General features: G+C 69.4%; 18 protein-coding genes. 11 read left to right on the forward strand and 7 right to left on the reverse strand.

What is annotated here, in order from left to right:
• Positions 1 to 132 precede the first annotated feature (132 nt).
• The gene (locus ACZOOI_RS19270; RefSeq protein ID WP_465277022.1) at positions 133 to 927 is read right to left on the reverse strand and encodes a YoaK family protein; all 795 of its coding nucleotides are present in this window, start codon (positions 925 to 927) and stop codon (positions 133 to 135) included.
• Between the two features lie 283 nt (positions 928 to 1,210).
• On the opposite strand from ACZOOI_RS19270, the gene ACZOOI_RS19275 reads away from it, so the two are divergent.
• Positions 1,211 to 2,473, forward strand: coding sequence for a polysaccharide deacetylase family protein (locus ACZOOI_RS19275; protein WP_465277023.1), 1,263 nt, complete (start codon positions 1,211 to 1,213; stop codon positions 2,471 to 2,473).
• A gap of 233 nt (positions 2,474 to 2,706) precedes the next feature.
• On the opposite strand, the gene soxR is transcribed toward ACZOOI_RS19275, so the two are convergent.
• On the reverse strand, positions 2,707 to 3,180 hold the full coding sequence (gene soxR, locus ACZOOI_RS19280; protein WP_465277024.1) for a redox-sensitive transcriptional activator SoxR: 474 nt from the start codon (positions 3,178 to 3,180) through the stop codon (positions 2,707 to 2,709).
• A gap of 134 nt (positions 3,181 to 3,314) precedes the next feature.
• Between soxR and ACZOOI_RS19285 the strand changes: the two genes are divergently transcribed.
• Complete coding sequence (locus tag ACZOOI_RS19285; RefSeq protein ID WP_465277025.1) at positions 3,315 to 4,019, forward strand: SDR family NAD(P)-dependent oxidoreductase; 705 nt, start codon at positions 3,315 to 3,317, stop codon at positions 4,017 to 4,019.
• Positions 4,016 to 5,032, forward strand: a complete 1,017-nt coding sequence (locus ACZOOI_RS19290; protein ID WP_465277026.1) for an S-adenosylmethionine:tRNA ribosyltransferase-isomerase — start codon at positions 4,016 to 4,018, stop codon at positions 5,030 to 5,032. Before ACZOOI_RS19285 ends, ACZOOI_RS19290 begins: the two co-directional genes overlap by 4 nt.
• A 65-nt stretch (positions 5,033 to 5,097) precedes the next feature.
• Here the strand turns inward: ACZOOI_RS19290 and ACZOOI_RS19295 are convergent, their stop codons facing one another.
• The 4 genes from ACZOOI_RS19295 to ACZOOI_RS19310 form a co-directional block, all read right to left on the reverse strand.
• Positions 5,098 to 5,763, reverse strand: coding sequence for a DUF6629 family protein (locus tag ACZOOI_RS19295; protein ID WP_465277027.1), 666 nt, complete (start codon positions 5,761 to 5,763; stop codon positions 5,098 to 5,100).
• Between the two features lie 200 nt (positions 5,764 to 5,963).
• On the reverse strand, positions 5,964 to 6,671 hold the full coding sequence (locus ACZOOI_RS19300) for a class I SAM-dependent methyltransferase (protein ID WP_465277028.1): 708 nt from the start codon (positions 6,669 to 6,671) through the stop codon (positions 5,964 to 5,966).
• A gap of 46 nt (positions 6,672 to 6,717) precedes the next feature.
• A complete protein-coding gene (locus ACZOOI_RS19305) occupies positions 6,718 to 7,902 on the reverse strand; it encodes a L,D-transpeptidase (RefSeq protein ID WP_465277029.1) in 1,185 nt (394 codons plus the stop codon).
• A 184-nt stretch (positions 7,903 to 8,086) separates the two neighbouring features.
• Positions 8,087 to 9,346 (reverse strand): L,D-transpeptidase, encoded by a 1,260-nt coding sequence (locus tag ACZOOI_RS19310; RefSeq protein WP_465277030.1) that lies wholly within the window; start codon positions 9,344 to 9,346, stop codon positions 8,087 to 8,089.
• A 1,125-nt stretch (positions 9,347 to 10,471) separates the two neighbouring features.
• Here ACZOOI_RS19310 and ACZOOI_RS19315 point away from each other — a divergent pair.
• The 5 genes from ACZOOI_RS19315 (at position 10,472) to ACZOOI_RS19335 (ending at position 14,744) form a co-directional block, all read left to right on the forward strand.
• The gene (locus ACZOOI_RS19315) at positions 10,472 to 11,929 is read left to right on the forward strand and encodes a sensor histidine kinase (RefSeq protein ID WP_465277031.1); all 1,458 of its coding nucleotides are present in this window, start codon (positions 10,472 to 10,474) and stop codon (positions 11,927 to 11,929) included.
• 83 nt (positions 11,930 to 12,012) lie between these two features.
• The gene (locus ACZOOI_RS19320; RefSeq protein WP_465277032.1) at positions 12,013 to 12,477 is read left to right on the forward strand and encodes a roadblock/LC7 domain-containing protein; all 465 of its coding nucleotides are present in this window, start codon (positions 12,013 to 12,015) and stop codon (positions 12,475 to 12,477) included.
• The gene (locus ACZOOI_RS19325) at positions 12,474 to 12,833 is read left to right on the forward strand and encodes a DUF742 domain-containing protein (RefSeq protein WP_391583015.1); all 360 of its coding nucleotides are present in this window, start codon (positions 12,474 to 12,476) and stop codon (positions 12,831 to 12,833) included. The genes ACZOOI_RS19320 and ACZOOI_RS19325 overlap by 4 nt, the downstream gene beginning before the upstream one ends.
• The gene (locus ACZOOI_RS19330) at positions 12,814 to 13,437 is read left to right on the forward strand and encodes a GTP-binding protein (RefSeq protein ID WP_391583014.1); all 624 of its coding nucleotides are present in this window, start codon (positions 12,814 to 12,816) and stop codon (positions 13,435 to 13,437) included. Before ACZOOI_RS19325 ends, ACZOOI_RS19330 begins: the two co-directional genes overlap by 20 nt.
• A complete protein-coding gene (locus tag ACZOOI_RS19335) occupies positions 13,434 to 14,744 on the forward strand; it encodes a cytochrome P450 (RefSeq protein ID WP_465277033.1) in 1,311 nt (436 codons plus the stop codon). The genes ACZOOI_RS19330 and ACZOOI_RS19335 overlap by 4 nt, the downstream gene beginning before the upstream one ends.
• Positions 14,745 to 14,794: 50 nt before the next feature.
• On the opposite strand, the gene ACZOOI_RS19340 is transcribed toward ACZOOI_RS19335, so the two are convergent.
• Positions 14,795 to 16,009, reverse strand: coding sequence for a cytochrome P450 (locus ACZOOI_RS19340; protein WP_465277034.1), 1,215 nt, complete (start codon positions 16,007 to 16,009; stop codon positions 14,795 to 14,797).
• Positions 16,010 to 16,325: 316 nt separating this feature from the next.
• Here ACZOOI_RS19340 and ACZOOI_RS19345 point away from each other — a divergent pair, with 316 nt between their 5' ends.
• Genes ACZOOI_RS19345 through ACZOOI_RS19355 form a run of 3 tightly spaced genes read left to right on the forward strand, consistent with a single transcriptional unit; the run spans position 16,326 to position 20,278 of the window.
• A complete protein-coding gene (locus ACZOOI_RS19345; RefSeq protein WP_465277035.1) occupies positions 16,326 to 18,485 on the forward strand; it encodes a sensor histidine kinase in 2,160 nt (719 codons plus the stop codon).
• Between the two features lie 12 nt (positions 18,486 to 18,497).
• Positions 18,498 to 19,214 (forward strand): response regulator, encoded by a 717-nt coding sequence (locus tag ACZOOI_RS19350; protein WP_396005193.1) that lies wholly within the window; start codon positions 18,498 to 18,500, stop codon positions 19,212 to 19,214.
• A gap of 47 nt (positions 19,215 to 19,261) precedes the next feature.
• Positions 19,262 to 20,278: a ComEC/Rec2 family competence protein gene (locus ACZOOI_RS19355; protein WP_396005194.1), complete on the forward strand. Its 1,017-nt coding sequence runs from the start codon at positions 19,262 to 19,264 to the stop codon at positions 20,276 to 20,278.
• Positions 20,279 to 20,555 lie beyond the last annotated feature (277 nt).

A 20,555-nucleotide genomic window follows, 5' to 3' on the forward strand; every position in this document is an offset into this window, starting at 1 on the left:
CACCGAGGTCGAGAACGCGACCGCGAGCACGAAGGGCTCAAGCGGCGCGATGTCCGGACCTCAGATGCGCAACAGACCATCCAAACGGACGACAATGTGACCGAGCCAGAGTAACCCCGGCCGGCGCGGACCTCAAAGGGTTTTCCCGTCCGGTGGGGCGGGGGGCTCCGGATCGGCGTCGGTGCGGGCGGAGCGCGCGCCCTCGTCCCGGGCCTCGGCCGGGCCGGTCGGGCGATCCAGGCGGTACGCGAACGCGGCCGTGCCGATCAGCAGTACGAGCGGCGCGGCGAAGGCGGCCAGGACGTGTACCTGGAGCACCAGCGTCGCGCCGGAGAACGCGCCGAGCGCCATCGCGAACGCGGAGAGCAGTCGGCGGCCCGCGCGCGAGCCGGGCCCGCCGAACAGGCGCATGTCCGCGGCCAGGCCGGTGAGCGTCTGGGACAACACCGTGGTGGTCAGGTCCGGTACGGCCAGCCGCCGGGCCACCGCGTTCTGGAGTCCCATGGCCAGGCCGAGGAGCACGATCAGCGTGTACCGCTCGCCGGTGCCCTGCCCGCTCACCGCCGCGGCCACCACCAGGGCCGCCGCGATCGGCACGGCCTGGAGCGTGCAGCCGACCCGGAGCAGGTGCAGCCGCCGGTCGCCGAACGTGGCGCCGAGTCGGCCACCGGCGGCGGCGCCGACCAGGAACGCGGCCAGCGCGGCCATCGAGGCGGCCACGGACAATCCCGGGGCGCCGGCCAGGGCGAAGCCGGTGAAGACCACGTTGCCGGTCATGTTCGCGACGAACACCCGGCCCAGTTCGAGGTAGCTGAGCGCGTCCACCAGGCCGGTCACCATGGTGAGCACGATCAGCAGCGGCGGGAGTGGGCCCACCTCGCGGGGCGGTACGAGGGTGTCCCTCGCCTCCCGAAGCGTTCGGTGCATCGAGGCGCCCTTCGGATCGGCCGTGCTCCGGGTGGCCTCGAACGCGGGCCCGGGCCGACTCCGACCCGGGCTATCCATAGCCCGTTCGCTGCCTGTGGACACCTCGACGGGCCGGTGAGCGCGATCACCCTGCCGCCGAGTGGCCGTACCGGTTCATCCCATGCGGTGACATGACCGATCGCGCGGCTCGGCGTGCCACCAACCGTGTCGACGGGCGACTTAGCCTGCTGTGGATTTCACACATTTACGATCATTTGGGGCACTCGTGCGATCATCCCGCGGCGTGGCCGTAATCGTTCTGGTGGTGGCGGTGGTCGCCGCCATCGGCTTCATCGTTCTCGCGCGGGGGCACGGCGACGACCCGAAGCAGAAGGCCGCGGCGCCGGCCCGAGGTGCCCAGGGAGCGCCTGCGCAGGCACCGACCCTGATCGGCGACGGTTCCACGTCGAACACCGGGGAGCAGCCGGGCCGGCTCAAGCCGGAGAAGCTCGCGCCGGGCCAGGCTCCGCCCCAGTTCGTGGTGTTCTCCTGGGACGGCGCCGGCGAGGACGACAAGAAGTTGTTCTCCCGCTTCCGCCAGGTGGCCAAGGAGAGCAACGCGAAGATGACGCTGTTCCTGTCCGGGGTGTACGTGCTGCCGGAGGCCAGGAAGGCCCGATACCAGCCGCCGCACAAGCCGATCGGGGCCTCGGACATCGGCTACCTCGACGACACCCACCTGCGGATGACGCTGGAACAGCTCGGCGCCGCGTGGAACGAGGGCCACGAGATCGGCACCCACTTCAACGGCCATTTCTGCGGGCCGACCGGCGGCGGCTCGTGGTCGGCCGACGACTGGCGCAGCGAGGTCGATCAGGCCAAGGCGTTCGTCAAGAATTGGAAGACCAACACCGGGTGGACCGACATGCCGGCGCTTCCGTTCGACTACGACAAGGAACTGATCGGCGGCCGGGCGCCGTGCCTTGAGGGCCAGAAGGCGCTGCTCTCGGCCGCGCCGTCGCTGGGCTTCCGCTATGACGCGAGTTCGCCCGGCGGGCGGCAGGTGTGGCCGGACAAGGTGAACGGGGTGTGGGACCTGCCGTTGCAGCAAATCCCGCTGCCGGGACGCAAGTTCGAGGTCCTGTCGATGGACTACAACGTGATGTTCAACCAGTCGCGCACGGTCAAGGGCGATCCGGCCAAGTTCCAGGAGTGGGAGGACCAGGCGTATGCGAGCTACATGGCCGGCTTCGACCGCGCGTACAACGGGAACCGGGCGCCGCTGATGATCGGCAACCACTTCGAGGGGTGGAACGGCGGCATCTACATGAAGGCCGTCGAGCGCACCATGCGGACCGCGTGCACGCGGCCGGAGACGAAGTGTGTGAGCTTCCGCGATCTGGTGGACTGGCTCGACGTGCAAGATCCTGCGGTGCTCTCGAAGTTGCGGACGTATGACGTCGGGGTGAAGCCGAATTGGTCGGCACTCGCCGCACCTGCCGCTCCCGCGGTTCCGGTGGGGGCTTCCGGTGGGGGGCGGGCTGCGGTTGTGCGGGACCGGTACTGATCGGGTCTGTTTGGCCTTATGCGCCGGCCGGGCTTGTGACCCGGCCTTCGGCCGAGTGGCCTCAAGCGCCGGCCGGGCTACTTGGCCTCAAACGCCGGCCGGGCTGATGTGACCCGGCCTTCGGCCGAGTGGCCTCATGCGCCGGCCGGGCTGGTTGGTTTCATGTGCCGGTTGGGCTTGGGGGCGGTTCGGCCGGTGTTTGGGGTTGGTGGACGGAGGGGGGTTCGGGGGTGTCAGCCGTGTGTGCGGCGGTCTTCGCGGAGGAGTTCGGGGAGGGCTACGGCGCCGGAGCCGTAGCGGCTGGCGACGTCGTCGGGGTTGGAGATGCGGCAGCGTTTCATCGACAGGCAGCCGCAGCCGATGCACTGCTCCAGGCCGTCCCGCAGTCGTATCAGTGCCTCGATCTCCTCCTCCAGACGCCCGCGCCAGGCCCGGCTGATCTTGGCCCAGTCGGCGGGCGTGGGCGTTCGGCCCTCCGGGAGCTTGCCGAGGGCGTCCTTGATCTCCTCCAGGGAGAGGCCGATGTTCTGCGCCGCGCGGATGAACGCCAATCGGCGCAGGATGTGCCGCTCGTAGCGGCGCTGCCCGCCCGACGTGCGGCTCGCGCTGATCAAGCCCTCCGCCTCGTAGTAGCGCAGTGCGGATGCCGCGAATCCGCTGCGCGCGGTCATCTGGCCGACCGTCAACAAGTCCGTCCCGGTGAGCACGCCGCCTCCTGAAGTCCGGTCCACGATCCGGCCGATTTCCGGTTTCGTCCGCTTGACCTGAAGTGCACTTGAACTTGCAGTGTAGACGGGCAGCCCATCACCGGGTGGGGTGTGGAATTCCCCTGGAGAACACCATGCCTGTCGCACTCATCACCGGCGCTTCGCGGGGGCTCGGCCTGGCCCTGGCCCACGCGCTCGCCGCCCGCTCCTGGACCCTGGTCCTGGACGCTCGCGGAGCCGCCGATCTGGCCCGTGCCGCCGACGAACTGCGCGGCGACACCGACGTGATCGCCGTCGCCGGCGACGTGTCCGACCCCGCGCACCGCCGCGAACTGTGCGACGTGGTGCGCGAGTCCGGTCGGCTCGACCTGCTCGTCAACAACGCGAGCGTGCTCGGCCCGAGCCCGATGCCGCCGCTGGCCGGCTACCCGCTCGCCGAGTTGGCCCGAGCGTACGAGGTGAACGTGTTCGCGCCGCTCGCGCTCACCCAACTGACCCTGCCCCTGCTGCTCAAACGACCCGATCGCGGCGCCGTCGTGAACGTCAGCTCGGACGCCGCCGTCAACGCCTATCCCGGCTGGGGCGGCTACGGCTCCACCAAGGCCGCGCTCGACCACGTCACCGCGACCCTGGCCGCCGAGCAACCCGGCCTGGACGTCTACGCGTTCGACCCCGGCGACATGAACACCGACCTGCACCGACAGGCGTTCCCGGGCGAGGACGTCTCCGATCGGCCGGCCGCCGAGACGGTGGCGCCGGCGCTGCTGCGGCTGCTCGACGAGCGTCCCGCGAGCGGCCGGTACACCGTCGCCGAGTTCGCCTCGGCGGTGACCTCGTGAGCACCCCCGTCGCCCAGGCGGCGACCGAACCCGCCGAGGCACGCGGCCTGACCCGGGACGGGATCCGGCTGCTCGTGCACGCCGAGGGGCGAGTCGAGCACACCGTGTTCCGCGACCTCGGCCGGCACCTGGGCCCGGGCGACCTGCTGGTGGTGAACACCTCCGCGACGCTGCCCGCCGCGGTGGACGGCTATCGCGCCGACGGCTCGCCGGTGACCGTGCACTTCGCCACCCGGATCGACGCCGAGACCTGGGTGCTCGAACTGCGGCACACCGACGGCACACCCGGGCCGGTGGACGGCGTGCGCCGGTTCGAGGCGGTGCGCTTTCCCGGCACCGGATGCGGGATGGCACTGCTGCTGGACCCGTATCCGGCGGAACACACCCCGCAGCGGTTGTGGAAGGCCCGGATCACCGTGCCGCACGCCCGGGTGGAGACCTTCCTGGCCGATCGCGGTCGTCCGATCACCTACGCCTACGTGCGCGAACGGTGGCCGCTGACGGCGTATCAGACGGTCTTCGCGCGAGACGAGGGCAGCGCCGAGATGCCGAGCGCGGGACGCCCGTTCACCAACGAACTCGTGGTGGACCTGATCACCCGCGGCGTCGGGGTCGCGCCGATCGTGCTGCACACCGGGGTGTCCTCGCAGGACGTGGGCGAGCCGCCGCTGCGCGAGTGGTTCAGCGTGCCCGAGCACACGGCGAACCTGGTCCGGCAGGCCCGTCGGGTGATCGCGGTGGGCACCACGGTGACCCGGGCGCTGGAGTCGGCGGTCCGACCCGACGGCGAGATCGCGGCCGCGCGCGGCTGGACCGACCTGCTGCTCGGCCCGGACCGACCGGCCCGGGTGGTCGACGGCATCATCAGCGGTCTGCATGCGCCGGAGGCCACCCACCTGCTGCTCCTGGAGGCGGTGGTGGGTCCGGCGGTGGTGCGCCGGGCGTACGACGAGGCGCTCGCCGAGGGCTACCTGTGGCACGAGTTCGGCGACAGTTCACTGCTGTTGCCCTGATCGCCGGCACCGGCACACGATCCCCCCGCCGTCGGCACCGGCGGGGCGTGCCGGGATCGCCGGTCTCAGCGCACGAGTTCGGAAATCGGCCCGTGTCTGTGCCCGGGGCCTCCCGCCGGCAGGTCGCGTCGGGAGCGCACCCACCACAGCACGATCACGCTCGCGACGGCCGCCACGGCACACCAGGTCGAGGCGAAGGCGTGGAACCACAGCCGCATCGTGACGGCCGCGCCGACGGCGCAGACCAGGCCCAGAAAGCGCAACAATCGATCCCGGGCCAGCAGCAGCGATCCCAGGGTCGCCACCAGGTAGCCGGCGATCACCCACGGGGCGCCGGGGATGCCCACCGAGTAGCGCACGGTGTTCCCGCAGATCTCGGCGTTCACCGGGCGGGATACCAGCGCGTGTCCGAGCGCGCCGGCGACCACCAGGCCGAGCAGCACGAAGAAGGTCGCCCGGACCCGCTCCCGGCCGCGCTCCAGCGGCCATTGCGCGGCCACCACGGCGAGCGGGACGAAGGCGGGCAGCAGCGGGAAGGCGATCACCGCCCAGGCCTCGCGGGCGATCTCGGCGGTGCCGGCGGACACCGCACCCCGCTCGCCCTTCCACACCACCGCCTCGACCAGTTGATGAGCGCCGAGGATCACCGGCAACATCGCCATCGGCAGATCGTTGATCCGTCGTACCGAGGCGACGCTTGCTATGCCCACGGCCGTGATGGCGCTGCCCATCACGAGATCGGCTTCGGCGCTCCAACACACGGCTGCCTCGTCTCGCCAGGGGAGGGTTTGTCGGGAAAAACTTCGAAACGGTTGCCTGAACGACTGTCGGAACGCGGTCGGAAGGGTTGTTCCGTGGGCAGGCGTACCCGTCGTCGGTGTGTTCAACATTTCATACGCTCATTCGGGCGCAGTCACCGCCGTGGTATCGGTCACGTCCCGGTGTAGTGAGCACGTACCGCCGGTTGACCCGTGTAGTTGGGCCCGGCCGTGTCGTCCGCACCCAGGTAGGTGTACGGGAACACCACCTGCCGCGCCCCGCGCAGCACGAGTCGCCGCCGACGCGCGTCGTATTCGAAGCCCTGGCGGCGCAACTCGCCCGGCACGTCGGCGGCCGGGGCACCTCCGGCGGATCCTGGTGGGGCCGCGCCGCCCGGCAGCGCACCCAGTGCGAGTCCGGCCGGGTCGAAGTCGGCGACGAACAGGCCGGTGGGCGTCAGCCAGGACGCGATCCGGGCGAGCAGCCCGAGTCGATCGCCCACGTAGTGCAGACCGTGTACGCAGGTGATCAGGTCGTAGCGCCGCGGCGCGGTCCACCCGGTCGCGTCGGCCGCGATCAGGTCGAGTCCGGCCGGGCGGGCGGCGGGGAGGAAGAAGTCGACGAGGTCGACGCCGGTGATCCGTACGCCCTCGGCACGCGGATCAGCGGCCGCTTCGAACAGCGCTCTGCCGGACCCGCAACACAGGTCGAGCCACGCCGTCCCGGGGCCCAACCGGGACAGCGGGTCGAAGCCCAACTCGGGTGCGTAGCTGTTGACTCCGCGCAGACCCCGCTCGCGGTTCATCGCGTTGTTCGCCACGACCGGCGAGCGGGTCAGCGTTGCGTCGTCCAGCAGCGGTGGGTCCTCGGGGGTGGTCATGCGGACAGGTTAGGGAGAGCGTGCGGGTCGGCCGTCGGCCGGTGGGTCAGTTGCCGGCGGTCCACTGCTCCCAGGTCAGGTTCCACGCGCCGTAGCCGTTGTCGGCCGCGACCGGCTTCTCCTCGTTGCCCTTGACCTGGACGATGTCACCGCGGATCGAACGGTCGTACAGCCACTTGGCGTTCTCCAGCGTCATGCTGATGCAGCCGTGGCTGGTGTTGGCGTTGCCGAACGGGTTCGTCGTCGCCCACGTGTTCGCGTGCAGGAAGGTGCCCGACTCGGTGATCCGGATCGCGTTCGGCACGGCCTTCTGGTCGTACTCGTTGCCCAAGCCCACCGTCTGCGAGTTCATGTCGAGCGTGGGGTAGCGCTCCTCCATCACCATGATCCCGTTCCACGTCGTGTACTTGGGGTCCTCGCCCGCGGTGATCGGAATCGTCTTGACCACCTGGTCGTTCTCGGAGACGGTCATCGTGTGCGCATTGGCGTCCACGACGGCGATCCGCTTGGTGTCCGAGATCTTGAACGAGAAGCTCTTGAACTGCTTCGACATCACGCCGCCGCCGAGGTCCACACCGCGCAGGTTGAGGTCGACCTTCACCTGGGTGCCGACCTGCCAGTAGTCCTTCGGCCGCCACTCCACCCGCGAGTTGCCGAACCAGTGCCACGCGCCTTCCACCGCCGGGGTGGCGGTGACCTTGATCGCCTCCTGCACCGCCTTGTGGTTCTTCACCGGCTCGTCGAACGTGATCGAGACCGGCTGGCCGACGCCGACGGTGGAGTCCGCGTCCGGCATGAACGTCGCGGTGGCCGCCTGGGTGGGGTTGAGCACGGTGAACGCGGCGGTTGCGGTGGTCGGCTTGTTCTCCGCGTTGGTCGCGGTCGCGGTCACCGTGTACTTGCCGCCGTACATGAACGGCACCTTGGGCTTCCACGTGTTGCCCGCCAGCGCGCCGTCCACCGATTCACCGCTCGCGTTGATCACCTTGACCTCGGCGATCTTGCCGCCGCCGACCGCGATCGTGATCGGCATCCCGGGCTCGACGCCGGTGGTCTTGTCCGCGGGGGTCAGCGTGACGACGGCCGGGTCCACCGGGCCGGCGCGGTTCTCGCCGGCGGCCTTGCCCGGGTTCGGCGCCTTCTTCGCGTCGTCCTTGCTACAGGCGCCGGTCAGCAGCAACGACGCGGCGACCAGCGTGGCGACTCCGACGCGTCGGGTGGTTCGATTCATGGACAGGGTCCCCCGGTGCTCGTTCCCTCAGGTGGATTCACCAAAGGGACGCCGGCAGCGCTGCCGCCGTTGCGCGGGGGACCGTGTGATCGCCGTCTCAATTGACGCGTGACGCTCGGTGCGCATCGCTCGATCGGGCCGCCGGGGGCGCGACCGCGGTGCGCCCCCGGCGGTCAGGCCCGGGTCACTGCTTGGTCGCGCTCGTGGCCAGCCACTGCGACCAGGTCAGGTTCCACGCGCCGTAGCCGTTGTCCGCCGCGACGGCGCGCTCCTTGGAGTTGATCACCTTGACCACGTCGCCGCGATCCGCATGGTCGTAGAACCACTTGGCGTCCTCGGGTGTCATGCTCACGCAGCCGTGGCTGGTGTTGGCCCGACCGAACGGCGGATTCGACTTGTCGTACCAGTAGTTGCCGTGCACGAAGGTGCCGGAGGTGGTGATCCGGACCGCCGACGGGACGTCCGCAATGTTGTACTCCTGGCCCAGGCCCACGGTGGCCGAGTTCATCCGGGTCTGGGTGTACTTCTCCATCACCACCATCACGCCGCCCCACGTGTCGTACTTGGGGGACTCGCCGGTGGTGACCTTGGTGGTCTTGACCACCTTGCCGTTCTCGGTCGTGGTCATCGTCTTGGCGGCCACGTCGACGGTGGAGATCCGGGCGATGTTGCTGATCGCGAAGTTGAAGCTCTTGTACTGCTTGGAGCCCGCGCCGCCGCCCAGGTCCGCGCCGCGCAGGTTGAGGTCGACCTTGACCTTCGTGCCGGCCTTCCAGTAATCCTTCGGCCGCCACTCCACGCGCGTGTTGCCGAACCAGTGCCACGCGCCGGACACCGCCGGAGTGGCGGTGACCTTCATCGCCTTCTCCGCCTCGGCCTTGTTGGTGATCGGCCGGTCGAAGCGCACCGACACCGGTTGGCCGACGCCGACCGTCCCGCCGTCCGGGAAGATCGACGCGGTCACCTCCTTGCCCAGCGTCTGGGTGGTGAACCGGGTGGACACCGTCGTCGGCTGGTTGTCCGCGTTGGCGGCGGTGGTGCTGACCGTGTACTGACCGCCGGGCGTGAAGGGGACCTTCGGCTTCCAGGACTTGCCGTCCGCGGCGAGGGTGCCGTCGACCGGCTCACCCTTGGCGTTGACCACCTTGACCGCGGTGATCTTTCCGCCCTCGACCGCGAAGGTCAGCGGGTCGCCGAGGTCCACACCGGTCGCGCCGTCCTCGGGGGTCATGTTCACCTGGGGTGCGGCGCCCTTGGCCGGTTCCTGGGGCTTGCCCGACTCGGTGCCGCCCGCGGCACCGCCGGACGCTCCGGGGGCCACCTTGGACTCGCTGCCCGCGTTGCTCGTCTTGTCGCCCTTGTCGTCGCCGTCCAGCAGCCCGCAGGCCCCCGTGAACAGGATCGCTCCGGCGACCAGGACGGCCGGAACGGTGCGCCGTCGCATCGCTTTACCTGCCACTTTTCGGGGTTCCCTTCAAACGGGTCGAGAAAATGGAGGCCGCGCGATGCGAGTCTCCGCATCATTGACTTCCGGAGGCCCCCTCAGGTTGCTCCCTGGGGGATGTGATGTGCGTCTCGTATCGAACGTGGGAACCCGCTTCGGGCCGTGATCGAAGCCCCTTCGCGGGGTCCGAGGCACCGGCCGAGGGCCGATACGGCGGGGGATTCCCGGCTTCGTGCCCGCCGTGGCGGGCGCCTCGCGCCGAGCGAACCGGTGGTCGAACCGGCTCCGGCGCCCGGCTTGCGCGGGCAACGTTGGCAAAGATATAGCGACCGTGTCGTCGTGGAAGCGGAATGCCCGGATGCGCGGCACAGTGGCCGAAAACCGGCGTCGGACGGAGAAATCCGGCCGATCGTGCGCGGGTTCGAATGATCCGGCCCGGGCCTTCGGGGTCATCCGGCGCGGGAGTCGCGGCCCGTGTGCTCACCCTTCGTCTCCACCGCGCGTCTCCGAAAATGCGTTCGCGGGGCCTTCCTCGACGTGATACTGATCACCGTTCGGGGGCGCGTCGGTGGCATCGCCGTCCCGGCGGCCCGGTGCGACCGGCGTGCGCGGCGCCGCGCGGTGCCCGGCCGAACCGCCCCGCGCCGGCCGGCCCGAGGGCTCGGCCGAGATGGTCGCGGCCACCCGTGCCCGGGTCGGTCGTCGCTCCCGGGTCGGCCGGTCCGGATCGACCGGGCGGCCGGCCGATGTGCCGATGAGCCGGTCGGCGGGCGGGAATCCGGCGTTTTCGGCCGGTGCGGCGGGCCGATCCGCGGCGTCGGCGCAAGTCCGTCGCAGGCCCTCGGCCGCGCCGATCTGATCGTGCCGGCGAGCCGCCGGTGGGCGGTCGGCGCCGGCTGCCGAAGGGAGTTTCGGCGGGCCGATCCGTCCTGCGCAGAGATGGTAAGTCGCGGACATATCAGGGCGGTTGGCCACACGTCAGGCTACGCATGCGTCCGGAAGGTCGGTGTTGGGCACGTCCGGAGCGGGCCCGGTAGGCTCACGCCCGACCAGCCCCCGGCAACGAGGATCCGCTTGATGTCAGCTGCACACATGCCCCCTCGCGCCCGGTCCGAACGACCGCCCATGGGACGGGCGCTGCTCGCCTTCGCGGCCGTGTCGATCATCACCGCAGGCGCGGTCGGGTGGGCGGTGTCCGCCGTCGGGTCGAACCACCGCACCGCGGTGGCGGTGGGCGGTGTGGCGGTCGCGCTCGCGCTGGCCATCGCCGTCGCCGCCACCGTGTACGCGATCGGCACCGCGGACCTGTTGCGTGCCCGGATCGCCGAGATGGAGGGCGACGCGGCCCGGTGGAACGACGACAACCGGGACCGGATGTCCGCGTACGAGGCCGAGGCGACCCGGCTCGCCGACGAGACGCTGCCCGCGCTGGTGGCGCTGCTGCGCGACGGTGCGTCGGTGGACACCGCGCTCGCCGGCGTACCCGCCCCGCGACACGAGGCATTGCAGCGCACGTTGGCCACCGTCGCCCGTGAGGTGGGACAGGGCGAGCGGATGCGCGCCGCGGCGATGTCCGCGTGTGCGAACGCCGCCGGCCGGGTGCAGGCGCTGTCCACCAGCATGCTCGCGGACCTGCGCGAGATGGAGGGCCGACACGGCGAGGAGGTGTTCGGCGACCTCCTGCGGCTGGACCACAGCACCGCCCAGGCGGGTCGGCTCGCGGACAGCATCGCGGTGCTCACCGGCGCGCGTTCGGGTCGCCGGTGGACCAAGCCGATCGTGATGGAGAGCATCCTGCGCGGTGCGGTCGGCCGGATCAGCGCCTACCAGCGGGTGCGGGTGCACTCGACCAGCGAGGCGGCGGTGGCCGGCTACGCGGCCGAGGGCGTCATGCACGCGCTCGCCGAACTGATGGACAACGCGACCAAGTTCTCGCCGCCCTCCGAGCAGGTGCACGTCTACGTCGAGGACGTGCCCGCGGGCATCGTGGTCACCGTCGAGGACGGCGGCCTGGTGATGGGCGAGTTCGCGCTGCGTCGGGCGGAACAGGCGGTCGCGGCGGAGGCGTTGGACCTGACCACGCTGTCCGGGACCCGATTGGGCTTGGCCGTGGTCGGCTGTCTGGCCCGCAAGCACGGGTTGACGGTGTCCTTCCGGCCCTCCTCGCGCGGCGGCACCGGCGTCGTGATGATGATTCCTCGGCAACTGGTCGGCGAGGCCCGCCCCGAGCCGCGCAAGCGGGCCGTCCCCGACGCACGTGCGGCCCAGGCGCGTCCCGTCGAGGCGAAGCCGGCCGAGCCGGCGCCGGCCGCCGCGGCACCCCCGGTCTTCGAATCGGTGGTCGAGCCGACCCCCGAGCCGGCGCCCGCACCCACGCTCTCCGGGCTGGCCAAGCGCCGTCCCGGGCAGACCCTGGCCGCCGCGGCCAGGGCGGCGGAGCGGGCCGAGTCGCGCCCGGATCCCGCCCCGCGCGCGGCCAAGCCACGTCCCGCCCCCGGCGCCCGCTTCGGCGCGTTCCGCCAGGCGGTCCAGGGCGAACGGCCGGGTCGGGACGTGACGGCGTCCCCCGACGACAATTCCTGATCGCCCCATCGCCGGGTCGTACGCAACGAGAGAACGGAGGCGGGGGTCGGCCATCCGGACCGGATGTCCACCTCGGAAGCCCTATGAGCGCAACAGCACACGGCACCGACGCACAGCGGATCGGCACCCAGCGGCAGCCCGAGCGTGATCTCGACTGGCTGCTGGAGAACCTGATCGAGCGCACCCCGGGCACCCGGCACTCGCTGGTGTTGTCCAAGGACGGCCTCAAGTTGTGCCGTACCGCGAGCCTGACGGTGGACCAGGCGGACCAACTCGCGGCCATCGCGTCCGGCATACAGAGCCTGTCGCACGGCGCCTCGATCGAGTTCGGCGACGGCAGCGGCGGCGTCCGGCAGTCGATGACCGAGTTCCACGGCGGCATCCTGTTCATCGTCGAAGCCGGCGAGGGCGCCCACCTCGCGGTGATCGCGGACGACGACGCGGACGCCGGCGTGGTCGGGCACAACATGAACGAACTGGTCGAGCAGATCGGCGAGTACCTGAGCGCGCCGGCCCGGCAGTTCGACGAAGGCGGCCGATCGGCATGATCCGGCGGCCAGTCGACAGCGGGGACCCGGACCGGCTGTACACGGTCACCAACGGTCGGACCCACGCGAACGAGGAAGCGTTCGACCTGGTCACGCTGATCGTCAGCGAGTGCGAACCGAGCCCGGGCATGCAGTCCGAGCACGTCCGGATCCTGCGGATGTGCGATCGCCCCACCGCCGTCGTGGAGATCGCCGCCGAACTGGGCCTGCCCGTGGGCGTGGTGAAGATCCTGCTGTGCGACCTGCTCGACACGGGGCGGATCACCGCGCGGCACCCGCGCACCTCCCCGCGCCGGGCGCAACTACCCGATACCGAGATCCTGAAGCAGGTGCTCGTTGGACTCCACAACCTCTGAGCTCGCCACGTCCGAGCCGGCCGTTCGTACCCCCCTGGCGAGCACCGCGCGTGACGGGCTCAAGATCGCCATCGTGGGCGGGTTCGGCGTCGGCAAGACGACGATGGTGCGCTCGGTGAGCGAGATACGTCCGCTCAACACCGAGGAGACGATGACCCGGGCGGGCGTGGGCATCGACGACGCGCGCAGCGCGGACGGCAAGACCACGACCACGGTCGCGTTCGACTTCGGTCGGATCTCGCTCAACGACGAGATGGTGCTCTACCTGTTCGGCGCCCCCGGCCAGGAACGCTTCTGGTTCCTGTGGGACCGGCTGTTCTCGGGCACGCTCGGCGCGGTCGTGCTGGTGGATCCCAGGCACCTGGAGGACTCCTGGTACGCGATCGACCGGCTGGAGCACCACGGCATGCCGTTCGTGCTCGCCCGCAACAACTTCGGTCCGCCCGAGCACACGCTGGAGCAGGTGCGCGACGCGCTGTCGCTGCCCGCGGAGATACCGATGGTCGACTGCGACGCACGCAGTCGGGAGTCCAGCAAGGCCGTGCTGATCGCGTTGGTGAACCACCTCTACACGTTGTCTGCCGCCCGGGAGCGCGCCCTGTGACCACGCCTTCGGACCTCAACGACCCGAACGCCCCCGCGCCGCCCGAGGGTTGCCCGGCGCACGCGGCCGGCGGGCGGCCGGCCGCGGCACCCATCGACGCCTCGCACGCGAACGCCGCGCGGTTGTCCGGCCCGGGCCTGTGGCAGGACCCGCACGGCATGTACCGCAAGCTGCGGCAGGAGCACGGTGCGGTGGCGCCGATCCTGCTCGACGGCGACATTCCCGCGTGGTTCGTGCTCGGTTACCGCGAGGTGCACCATGTGACCGCGAACGACCAGCTGTTCGCCCGTGACTCGCGGCGCTGGCACGCGTGGGACCGGATCGCGCCGGACTGGCCGCTGATGCCGTTCGTCGGCTACCAGCCGTCGGTGATGTTCACCGAGGGGGCCGAACACCAGCGCCGCTCCGGGGCGATCAGCGACGCGCTCGCGGCGGTGGACCAGTTCGAGCTGCGGGCCCAGGCGGAGCGGATCGCCGACCACCTGGTCGACGAGTTCGCCGGGGTGGGCGAGGCCGAGTTGATGGCCGACTACGCGCACCGGCTGCCCTCGCTCGTGGTGGCCGGGCTGTTCGGGCTGCCCGAGCAGGAGACCCCGGCGCTGGTGCAGGACCTGGCCGGTTCCCTGGACGGCGGCGAGGGGGCGGTCGAGGCGCACCTGCGGGTACGGGCCACGATGGCCCGGCTGCTGGAGCGCAAGCGGGAACAACCGGGTGCCGACGTTCCCTCGCGACTGCTCGCGCACCCGGCCGCCTTGGCCGAGGAGGAACTGATCCAGGACATGCTCGTGGTGATGGCCGCCGCCCAGCAGCCCACCGCGAACTGGATCGGCAACACGCTGCGGCTGATGCTGACCGACGACCGCTTCGCGCTGACCCTGTTCGGCGGCCGGCGCAGCGTCGGTCAGGCGCTGAACGAGGTCTTGTGGGAGGACACGCCCACGCAGAACTTCATCGGCCGCTGGGCGGTGCGCGCGACGGTGCTCGGCGGCCAGAAGATCAAGGCCGGCGACCTGCTCGTGCTCGGCCTGTCGGCGGCCAACACCGACCCACAGGTACGGCCGGACTCCTACGTCGGCGCCGCGGGCAACAACGCGCACATGTCCTTCAGCCACGGCGAGCATCGCTGCCCCTACCCGGCCCCCGAGTTGGCCGAGGTGATCGCGCGCGCCGCGATCGAGGTACTGCTCGACCGGCTGCCGGACGTCAACCTCTCGGTGCCCACCCGGGATCTGGTCTGGCGCGACTCAGTGTGGATGCGCGGCCTGGAGAAGCTCCCGGTCGAGTTCACCCCCGCGTACGTGGGCTGATCCCGGGTCGATTCGGGGTGGGCGGGGTGCCCGCCCGCCCCGAACCGGACTCAGGCCGCCGGCGTGAACGTCACCGGCAGCGCGACCGGGCCGCGGGTGAACACGCCCTTCTCCGCGGGCGCGAACCCCGGTGCGAAGGCCAGATCGGGCATGGCGTCGAGGAGTTGGTTGGTGCCGACCTCGACCTCGGCCACCGCGAGCAGCGCGCCGACGCAGAAGTGCCGGCCGAGCGCGAAGGACAGGTGGTCGGCCGCCGCGGAGAACGCCGTCTTGGCGGTCAGGTCCTCGCGGAAGATGTCGAACCGGTCGGGGTGCGCGTAGCGCCGGTCGTCGCGGTTGGCGGCGCCGATCAGGCACGTGAGCGTGCTGCCTGCGGGCACCACGCCGCCGCTGAGTTCGACGTCCTCGGCGGGCTGGCGCATGATCATGTGCACCGGCGGTGAAAAGCGCAGCGTCTCCGCGAAGGCCCGCGGGATCAGCGACCGGTCCGCGCGTACCGCGGCGAGTTGCTCGGGGTGTTCGAGCAGGTTCTTGAACAGGCTCGCGATCGCCTTATCCGTCGTTTCGCCGCCGGCGGCCAGGAGCAGGCTGCAGAACGCCTTGATGTCCTCGTCGCTCATCCGGGTGCCGTCGATCTCGGCCAGGCACAGCGTGGACAGCAGGTCGCTCCCCGGGTTCGCGCGCCGCTCGGCGATCAGCGGCAGCAGGTACGCGGCGAACTCCTCGCGCGTGCGCAGCCCGGCCGCGGCCACGTCGGGGTCCTGGCTCAGGTTGCCCAGGAACGCGATGACCGCCGTGTACCAGCCCCGGAAGCGCTCGTGGTCCGCCTGGTCCAGGCCGAGCATGTCGGCGATCACATCGACCGGGAAGCGCTGGGCGAACTCCGGCACCAGGTCCACCGAACCGCGCTCGCGGAAGGTGTCCACGAGCCGCCGGGCGTTGCGTTCGATCACCGGCATGAAGGTTTCCTGGAGGGTGTTGCCGCGAAAGGCGGGCGCCACCAGCGCGCGCCGCACCGAGTGTTCGCGCCCGCTCATCTGCAGGATGGTCCGCCCGTGGACGGGCTCCAACTGCCAGTCATAGTTGTCGGTGGTGAACACCGGTTCCTTGAAAGCCCGTTCCAGGTCCGCATAGCGCGAGATGATCCAACTCTGCATGCCTTCGTGCCACAACAGCGGGTGTTCGTCACGCATGCTCCGGTACAGCGGATACGGATCGGCCGCGAACTCGGGCGAAAGTATGTCCGGCACATCCAGGGTGGTCATCGAATCCCCTTGTCCCACAACGCAATCGAAGATCATCAACCAACCCGTCCAGGCTATGGACCGCGCCGGCCGGGGTCCACCCCCGTCCATGCGGTGCCGTATTCACCGAGACGAACAAACGTTCCCGTGGCGTTCCGGTCGTGGCGATGCCCCCGGATGTGTCCCGCCACACCGACGCGGTTGACCGATGCGTGGGCATGGGCAGTGGAATCTTGGATTGTGGAGGACCGGTTCCGCGATCCGACTACCCTGGTCCGGCAGACCATGGACAGGGCCGGAACGACGCGCGGCCTCCGGAGGAAGAGGAGTCGCACTCATGGGGCACTCGCTGCGATTCTCTCCGCAGATCCTGCGGCGCATCGGTGAAGAACTCGTCCAGCACCCGGACTACGGGGTCATGGAACTGGTCCGCAATGCATACGACGCGGATGCAAGGAACTGCCACATCCGCCTTGCCGACGCTGCCGAGCCAGGCGGCAGCCTCCGTGTGGTCGATGACGGCGACGGAATGACTGCCGAGGATCTCGCCTCGAGCTTCCTGTTGATCGGGAGTTCCGGCAAGACGCACGATGGTGCGCGGTACACGCGGTCGGGGCGGCGGAAGGTCGGGGAGAAGGGCTTGGGCCGAATCTCGGCGCTGCGCCTGGGTCACCGTGTGTCCGTCCGCACCAAGCCGCGTTCGGAACCCGGTGCCGAATACGCCCTGGACATCGACTGGGACCGCATCGACAAGGCCCAAGCAGTCGAGGACGTGCTTCACGAGGTACGGCGCACCGAAACGACAGAGGCGCCCGGCACTGAAATCGTTGTACATGACCTGCGTAAGGGATTCGCCGAAGCGCACGCGTCCCGTTTGGCGAGGGGACTGCTTCTGGTGAGCGGGCCGCCGACGCGTGCCACCACGTTCCGTATCACCTGTGACGCCCCGGGGTTCGCCGCTCTTGAGCGCGATGTGATGAGTCCCTGGGAGCAGTTCACCGAGGCGGTCGAGTTTCGCCTGGTCGCCGAGCTTGATGAGAACGGCCAGGCCAGGGCGGTACTCTACAACTGGCGTGGCGAGCCCGAGTATCAGGGCGATCACTCCGACGTGGGACGCGGTCGTACACGGGATGCACGCGGCAAGCCCCCTGTCCTTCAGTTCCAGGCGCCTGCAGCATTCCTGGAGGTTTGGACGTTCAACCTCAACCCTGGGGCGTCAGCCGAGCTTCGCCATGTGCAGCAGGACACCGAGGGACTGAAGTCCTGGTTGAAGCAAGTGGGCGGAATTCACCTGTTCCATCGGGGCCTTCGGGTGCAGCCGTATGGGGATCGCGGCGACGACTGGCTTGCCATCAACGTCCGAAGGGCGGGCAGTCCCGAGGGGCGTCCTTCGACAAACAACTCTTTTGGTGGAATCTGGGTCGAGGACCCTGGTGACGTCTTGCGGCCGAAGACGGACCGGAGCGGCTTCGTCGACGACGTTGCCTTCCTCGAACTACAGGCGTTTGCACGACATGCTTTGGACTGGGCGGCCGAGAAACGGCTCGACAGACGGGAGGCTCGCCGTGTCGGGAAGGTGCGCAAGACCCGGGACAAGGCCGAGGCGGCGGAAGAGGAGCTGAACCGAGTCCTCGAAGCGGCCTCCGACCGCGCTCCGACACTCTTCGACAACGAAGCCGCACCTTCCGACGTAGCTCGCATCAAGATCGCCGCTCGTGACTTGGTTGCGACCAAGCAGGAGGAGATCCAGGCGCTGCGCGAAGACCTACTGCTCTACCGAACTTTGGCGACGGTTGGCACCAGCACTGCGGTGTTCGCCCACGAGTCCATCAAGCCCGCGGCTCGCATCGTTACCCTCCTCAAGTCCGTGCGAACGCGGCTTCAGCGTGTGATCACCGGCGAAGACTACGAGGCCGGATTCGCGAACCCAATCGAGAGCTCGATCAGTAGCGCCGAAACCGTCAACACCTTTGCCCGCCTGCCATTGGACTTGCTGGCCAAGCGTAAGCGTCGTGCGGAGGATGTCGACGTCGATGTCGCCTGCCGGGAGACCGTGCAACTGTTCATGCCGTATCTGCGCCTGGGGCGGATCGATGTGCAACTCGACTTGGATGCCCGGCAGTCTGCAGTGCGCACGACGGTTGCGGACGTCGAATCCATCGTGTCAAACCTGCTTGCCAATGCCGCGCACGCGTTCACTCGTGAGGATGAAAGTGATCGGGATCGGATCATCCGGATCAGCACTCGCCGAGAGGGCGCCGTCGTGGCACTGTCCGTACACGACAGCGGGCCCGGCATTCGGGGCCTGAAGGTCCACGAGATCTGGCAGCCCGGCCGAACCACGCGGGACAACGGGACCGGACTTGGTCTCACGATCGTTCGGGACATCGTCGCCGATCTCAATGGGAGCCATATAGCGGAAGAGACAGGGGAGTTGGGTGGAGCCAGTATCCTGATCGAGCTGCCTGCCACCGACGTGGTGGATACCGACACCTGACCGGGGGATCACATGGGTGTAGCCACACTCGACCCAGGAGCCCGGATCCTTGTTCTCGACGACGACGTCGAGGATGCCGAGGCTGCAGCCGGCACCTTGCGGGACGCCGACTTCAGAGCCGATTCGCTCAGTGACAACGCGGCCGGACTGAGTGTGGATTCCTTCTTGGCCGACGTCTGCGCGGGCTATGACGCCTTGGTCTGCGACCACGTGCTCAGCCGCGATCGGCGATTCGGGTTCACCGGAGCGGAGTTGGTCAGTCGTGCAAACCAGCGCACAGACCGACCGTTACCGGCTGTGCTGCTTACGAGTCATCGCGGTACCGATCAGACCGGATCGATCAGTCGATGGTTGTCCGGCATCCCGGCCGTCGTCGACAAGCCGGAACTGACCGACGGCATCGTGCCGGCCCTCGACTACACCGTCCGCGAACTACGCGGAGACTTCAGCGAGGAGCGCCGCTGTTTCCTGACTCCGATCGAGGTGCTCGAAGTCTTCACCACCGGCGAAGTGAAGCGTGCCCGAGTCGTCGTGGTGGGTTGGCACATGCAGAAGAGCGTTTGGATGCCACTGGAGCCGGCCCTGGCAGCCACCGGCCTGAACGCTGCTCAGTTGGAGGGCCGTTGGCTGGAAGCGAAGGTCAATTGCAACGCGAAGCGTCCCGACGACCTCTACTACCGTGACATCACCATCGCTCCCGATCTGCCGGAGGACTGGTTCACCTCATGACTGGAGTTCGACCCCCATCTGCGATGCCCGGGACGAATGGGCTGGGGATGAGGATCCTGGATGTCGGGCACGGCAACAGCGCGGTGATCTGGGATGGGACGACGTGTTCGGTCGTGGATGTGGCGCCGGGCGATCTGGTCAAGTCCGAGCTCCAGCGCCTGGGTTGCATTAGGATCGAGCACCTAGTCGTCTCACATTCCGACAGTGACCACGCTGGCGGGGCGGGCAACGTGATCGTGGATGATGCTCGGACCATCGGCACGGTCTGGTACAACGCGGACGGCGACAAGAACACGGCGGTCTGGGAGAGGCTTCACCGCGCGATTTACACACGCAAGCGCATGGGGGGTCTGGACGGCCACCAGGCCATCCATACCGAGATCGGTCAGGAACTGCACAACGGGCGGGCCTGGCTGGAAGTCGTACATCCGAGCATCGTCATGGCTGGCACCGGACCGACCAAACGCCATCGGACGTTGGGGCGCCTCACGGCCAACACAGTCTCGGTCGTGGTCAAGGTGCACTTGGACAAGGTTCCGGCCGTGCTCCTTGCCGCCGACATCGACGCCGTTGCGTTGCGGGCGCTTGAGGAGGTCGAGAGCGACTTGTCGGCACCCGTCCTGGTGTTTCCGCATCATGGAGGTCGTCCGGGTCACGCCGACCCGGCACGCTTCGCCGAACGAATGACGCAACTGGTCGCGCCGAAGGTGGTGGTCTTCTCCATTCTCAGCGGCGGGCGTACCAACAATCCGCATCCTGACGTGGTTGCAGCGGTACGCAAGGCCGCCCCGCATGCCCACATCGCCTGTACACAGGTGTCACGGCACTGCCACAGCCTCGCCGGACCCCTGCCCGACGACCACTTGGCTGCCGGGGAGGCAGCGGGTCGCAGCAAAGGCCGTTGTTGTGTCGGGAGTCTGACAGTGACCAAGACCGACGCGGGACTGGAGTTCGAACCCCTTCTGCCGGAACACGCGTTGTTCGTCTCGCAGCACGTGAACGCGCCGATGTGTCGGACGCCCGTCCTGCCGATGCCGCGCGTGGGTGACGCCCCGGGCTACTGACCTCGGACAGCCTGTATTGCCGACCGCAGTGTATCGCGGCCCCTGGATGCTGCAGAATGCGATGCACGAAGATCGACGGCGTGAATGTTGCCGGATCGCACCTGGGGACAGGGGACTGAGGGTGGGGACCGCAAAGTACGCGGAGTTCGTGTTCGGGCTGTCGCAGCTCGTCGAAGACGCCGCGTCGGATCGCTGGTCACGTATCGAAGACGACGTGCACCATGCGCTCAACGGGCAGGCCGCATCCGAGGCACGTCGTCTGGTGCCTCGCGAAACG

The organism is Embleya sp. L77 (assembly GCF_055557415.1).